Origin of the sequence: Trichococcus palustris (assembly GCF_900114465.1) — a bacterium.
GTDB lineage: Bacteria > Bacillota > Bacilli > Lactobacillales > Aerococcaceae > Trichococcus > Trichococcus palustris.
Genome location: NZ_FOTD01000045.1, coordinates 1 through 4,875 on the forward strand (window position 1 = coordinate 1; position 4,875 = coordinate 4,875).

At 42.3% G+C, this 4,875-nt stretch carries 6 protein-coding genes and 2 pseudogenes; 4 read left to right on the forward strand and 4 right to left on the reverse strand.

The window, feature by feature from the left end; translation table 11 throughout:
- From pgi to BM101_RS13700, 4 genes and pseudogenes are all read right to left on the reverse strand, one after another.
- Positions 1 to 444: pseudogene (gene pgi, locus BM101_RS13685) on the reverse strand (glucose-6-phosphate isomerase); the annotation flags it as partial.
- 55 nt (positions 445 to 499) lie between these two features.
- Positions 500 to 883: a hypothetical protein gene (locus tag BM101_RS13690; protein WP_087034292.1), complete on the reverse strand. Its 384-nt coding sequence runs from the start codon at positions 881 to 883 to the stop codon at positions 500 to 502.
- 39 nt (positions 884 to 922) lie between these two features.
- Positions 923 to 1,309 (reverse strand): CvfD/Ygs/GSP13 family RNA-binding post-transcriptional regulator, encoded by a 387-nt coding sequence (locus BM101_RS13695; protein WP_087034291.1) that lies wholly within the window; start codon positions 1,307 to 1,309, stop codon positions 923 to 925.
- A 254-nt stretch (positions 1,310 to 1,563) separates the two neighbouring features.
- Positions 1,564 to 2,151 carry a peptidylprolyl isomerase gene (locus BM101_RS13700; protein ID WP_087034290.1) on the reverse strand — a complete coding sequence of 196 codons (588 nt, stop codon included), beginning with the start codon at positions 2,149 to 2,151 and terminating at the stop codon, positions 1,564 to 1,566.
- Positions 2,152 to 2,319: 168 nt separating this feature from the next.
- Between BM101_RS13700 and BM101_RS13705 the strand changes: the two genes are divergently transcribed.
- The 4 genes and pseudogenes from BM101_RS13705 to BM101_RS14465 form a co-directional block, all read left to right on the forward strand.
- Positions 2,320 to 2,838, forward strand: a complete 519-nt coding sequence (locus BM101_RS13705) for a divergent PAP2 family protein (protein ID WP_087034289.1) — start codon at positions 2,320 to 2,322, stop codon at positions 2,836 to 2,838.
- Between the two features lie 34 nt (positions 2,839 to 2,872).
- Positions 2,873 to 3,877: an NAD(P)/FAD-dependent oxidoreductase gene (locus BM101_RS13710; RefSeq protein ID WP_087034288.1), complete on the forward strand. Its 1,005-nt coding sequence runs from the start codon at positions 2,873 to 2,875 to the stop codon at positions 3,875 to 3,877.
- A 118-nt stretch (positions 3,878 to 3,995) separates the two neighbouring features.
- Positions 3,996 to 4,502, forward strand: a complete 507-nt coding sequence (locus BM101_RS13715) for a phosphatidylglycerophosphatase A family protein (RefSeq protein WP_087034287.1) — start codon at positions 3,996 to 3,998, stop codon at positions 4,500 to 4,502.
- Positions 4,503 to 4,709: 207 nt separating this feature from the next.
- Positions 4,710 to 4,875, forward strand: a pseudogene (locus BM101_RS14465) (IS5/IS1182 family transposase); the annotation flags it as partial.

The window sequence follows — 4,875 nt, forward strand, 5'->3', positions numbered from 1 at the left end:
TGTTGTACCGGATTTCGAAATCATGTTGACGGAGAAATCACGGTCGCCGATCACTTCAATCAGGTCCGCTAAATAAGTTGAGCTGATGCTGTTCCCCGCAAAGAAAATTTGGGGTGTTTTGCGATTTTCAGCCGTCTGCACATTATAGAAGGTGTGGTTCAAGAAATCGATCGCGGCACGTGCGCCTAAGTATGAACCGCCGATGCCGATGACAACCAACACGTCTGAATCGGATTGGATCTTTTTAGCAGCCGCTTTGATGCGGGCAAATTCTTCTTTGTCGTAATCCTTCGGCAAATCGATCCAGCCTGTAAAATCATTACCTGGACCTGTTCCTTCCCGTAACGCTTTATCAGCAGCGGTAACTTGGAATTGCAGATAATCCAATTCATGTTGTGAAAAGAATTTCAAAGCTTTCGAGTAGTCAAAATTAATATGTGCCATTTAATACCCTCCTAATCAATATATAAAAACTTTAATGAATGAAAATCAAGCTTTTTTAATGATAAATCGGTACTCCGCCTAATTCCCAATCAGTAAGTATTTCCGTGATGTCTGAAGATTTTTTCCATGCGAAATGACTACGATCCGTTAAAACCGTATCTACGTCAGCAGGTTTCTCTAATGCATCGAAAACAAATAAAGGGATGTTTCTGCCGTTTCCTCTTATGTTTGTTAAATCAAGTAATCTCAGTGATTCAGAGTCAACGTTCACATGTTTAAGCAAGGATTCCATTATTGATCCTAAAGGGGATTTTCCTTCTCCGGACATTTCAACAGTCGGAAGCGTATTCGATTCTCCTTCAACAGCAACTAGAAAAAAAGTTTCCTCGGCCTTGTTTGTAATCATAATGGTCCCAGCCACAATGTTTTCTTTTGTCATTATGAATAACCCCTTTCACAGTAAGCATCTTAAACGAGATCATTCGCCAATAGATTTCCTTACTTTTTCATCTTCTTTGGCTTCTTCTATCCAAGCCGGTATCTTTTGTTTCAGCGTATCAAAACCAATTTGCGGTACGTATCTTCTTTTGCGTCTTTTCCTTTTCGCCGGATAAGGTGGAATAGGCAATTTTTCCATTGCCCTCAATGACAAGCTGATTTTACCGGTATATTCGTCGATATCGATTATCTTCGCTTCAACTTCATCATCAATCTGAATAAAGCCATCCAGATCAGTCACATATCCGTGTCTGCACTCCGAAATGTGTATTAATCCTTGCGTATTTTTATCCAATGAAATAAAAACGCCATATGCTTGAATCCCAGTTACTTTCCCTTCAATTATATCTCCGATTTTATATTTCATTTTCAATTCTTCTTCCCCTCGTAGTTAGATATTATTATAACATGAAGTGCATTGAAAATGATAAAAATTCCCAAAAAACATGAAAGATATCTGAGAACCGTGAGAATGAAGCGCGAATGGAAGTGCACCTATGAAAATGAACATTTTATAAAAGATCCGTTTTTCATGTTCAAAGAGCCAATATTGAAAAAATAAAATGAATGCGGCAAGTAAAGTATAAAAAAAGGGCAAACGAATCGCCCTTTTTTATATTTTTATAAGATCGTAATGCTTTCGATGACAACATCTTCAACAGGTTTATCTTGTGCGCCTTTTTTAACGCCTTCGATAGCATAGACCGTGTCCATCCCTGCTTCAACTTGTCCAAAAACAGTGTGTTTTTGATCCAACCATGGTGTGCCACCGTTTTTAGCATAAGCCTCAACGACTTCTTTAGGCCAACCGCCAGCCTCCAATTGGCCCAACATATTTGCAGGCACATGTTTAGCAGTGACGATAAAGAATTGGCTGCCATTTGTATTTGGGCCGGCATTAGCCATCGACAAAGCCCCGTTCAAGTTGAACAAGCTCGTGCTGAACTCGTCCTTGAATGATTCACCCCAAATGCTGGATCCGCCCATGCCAGTACCGGTTGGGTCGCCCCCTTGGATCATGAAATCATTGATAACGCGATGGAAAATGATGCCATCATAATATCCCGCTTCAGCTAGGCCTAAAAAGTTTTCTACTGTTTTAGGAGCATATTCAGGGAATAAACGGAACGTAATGTCCCCCTTGTTGGTTTTCATAATTACTTTCTTTTCGTTTTCTGTTGCTTCTGTTAATTGTGGAAATAAACTCATTATTCATCCTCCTTTTTTTATTTATTTTACCACACTCTCATACAGAATAATGCCTTTGATTTTGCAAAAACTAAATTATTTGGGAAATATTAATATTAGGATGTCAACCGGCATTCATGTTATGATTGTTTCATAAGTGCCCCATACTTGAACGAAGGATGATAAATAATGATAATATTCGATAACTTCCCTTTAATTTGCTCATTTACCGCAATATTCTTCACCCAATTTTTGAAGTATCCCATTGCCTATTTTTCAAAAGGCAAAAACACGCCACTAGCGATCATCGCAACGACAGGCGGGATGCCCAGCTCACATTCGGCAGCGGTCAGTGCTTTGATCACTGCGTTGATTTTACAATACGGCTTTTCATCCGGATACGTTGCCATCGCCACCACACTTGGCGTCATTGTCATGTTCGACGCTATGGGCGTCAGACGTCAAAGCGGTGAGCAAGGAATTGTCCTAGTGGATGCTATCCGAGAACTGAACCGACTCTCGGATAAATCCCCTAAAACCCCACAAGAATTGCTTTCGGAAAAGGATGAAGAGAAGGTTTACCCTGAAGAAATGGCTCTAAAAAAATATTTGGGGCACAAACCATTGGAAGTTTTTGTCGGCCTACTTACGGGAATCTTTGTAGCCTTCGTTGTCCGACTGTTCTACCAACGAACCGGTCTATTGTGACAATCTCATCCGCAGCTGAAAAAGAACGAAATTTATGGAGGTCCCAAAATTGAATCCAGACGAGTTATACGATTTAACCATCATCGGCGGCGGTCCAGTAGGTATGTTTACGGCATTCTACGCCGGTCTTCGTCAGGCGAAAGTAAAAATCATTGAAGCCCTGCCTCAACTCGGCGGTCAGCCCGGCATGTTATATGCCGAAAAAAATATTTATGACATTGCCGGTTATCCGATCATCACCGGAGAAGAATTGATTAAAAATTTGAAAACACAGATGGACCGATTCGATACCACATTGGTTTATGGCGAAGAAGCCTTCGAATTGAACAAAAACGCAGAGGGAATCTTTGAAATCCAAACAACGAAAAATCTGCATTATTCAAAAGCGGTCATCATTTCTGCCGGCAACGGCGCTTTCAGACCGCGCAAATTGGAAATCGAACATGCCGAAAAATATGAAAACAACAATCTGCATTACTTCGTCAACAACATCGAAAGTTTCCGTGATAAAACGGTCGCCATCTGTGGCGGTGGCGATTCGGCAGTCGATTGGGCGTTGACCTTGGAACCAATCGCAAAAAAAGTCTATTTGATTCATCGCCGTCCGCAATTCCGTGCTCAGGAACATAGTGTACAATTGCTGAATGAATCTTCCATCGAAACCATAACGCCCTTTGTTCCCATCAGCATCAACGGAAGCAACGACATCCTGACTAGCGTGACTTTGCAGGAAGCCCGAAAAGAAAATACGATGGAGCTTGAGATAGATGACTTCTTGATCAACTACGGCTTCTCCTCTTCTATCGGCGGCATGAAGAAATGGGGCTTTGAAGTAAATGGGAATGCCATCGTCGTGAATTCAAAAATGGAAACGACCATACCCGGCGTCTATGCCATCGGCGATATCAGTACCTATGAAGGGAAAGTCAAGCTGATCGCTACCGGTTTCGGCGAAGCCCCCGTCGCCGTCAATAACGCAATGGTGTACATCAACCCGGATACACGCGTCCAACCGATGCACAGTACCAGCCTTTTTTAATGAACGCAATTCCCGAGAAAACAGCAGGCGTGTATCCGCCGCTGTTTTCTTTTGTTTTTGCAAATGATTCGTCTATAATGACTGTAGTATTCTTAATTTGAAATCAGGAGGCGGTCCCATGGTAAAAACGGGTAGTGAATTGCACGACCGAGCAGTCGCTCTCATAGAAGAGCGCGGAGTAAGTTTCAGTGACATTGCAGATTTAGTTTTACATTTGCAGCAGAACTACGTAGCGGATTTGACACTTGAAGAATGTATCGAAAGCGTTTCCGCCGTTTTTTTGAAACGCGAAGTCCAGAACGCCATCATTACGGGCATCGAATTGGATAAGTTGGCGGAATCCAGGCAATTGTCCCAACCATTGCTCGATATCATCCTGAATGACGAAGGCCTGTATGGCATCGATGAAATCCTGGCTCTTTCCATTGTGAATGTTTATGGATCCATCGGGTTTACCAATTACGGTTACATCGACAAAGTGAAGCCAGGCATCCTGCATAAACTGAATGACAAGGCCGGCGATAAATGTCATACTTTCCTGGATGACATCGTGGGCGCTATTGCCGCGGCGGCCGCAAGCCGGATCGCCCATGACAATCCGAACAAAAGCGAACTAATGAAGTGACGTGCGCCAGAGCAGTATCGCGGCCGTCCATTAAAAAAATGAGGTTGGGACAAAACCCAACTGAATAATGAAAATAGGCATGAGTTTACCCAAGTTGGGTAAGCTCATGCCTATTTTTTATCCTCCTACGGAGGTTTCGAGTAAACAAAAAGGATACCTTTTGATAGAATTAAAGTAACGACACAATAATCGATCGGGGGTACCCTTATGTTTAAACATTATACTATGAATCAAGTTATTTTGCCTATCGATTTAGCAGTAAAATTACCAAGAAATGATATCGCTTTTTCGGTGAATGAGGTTGTGGAGAGTATCCCAGGGGAAGCCTTTGAAGCTTTCGTCAGGCAGACCGGCTGCCCTGCCTACCACCCGC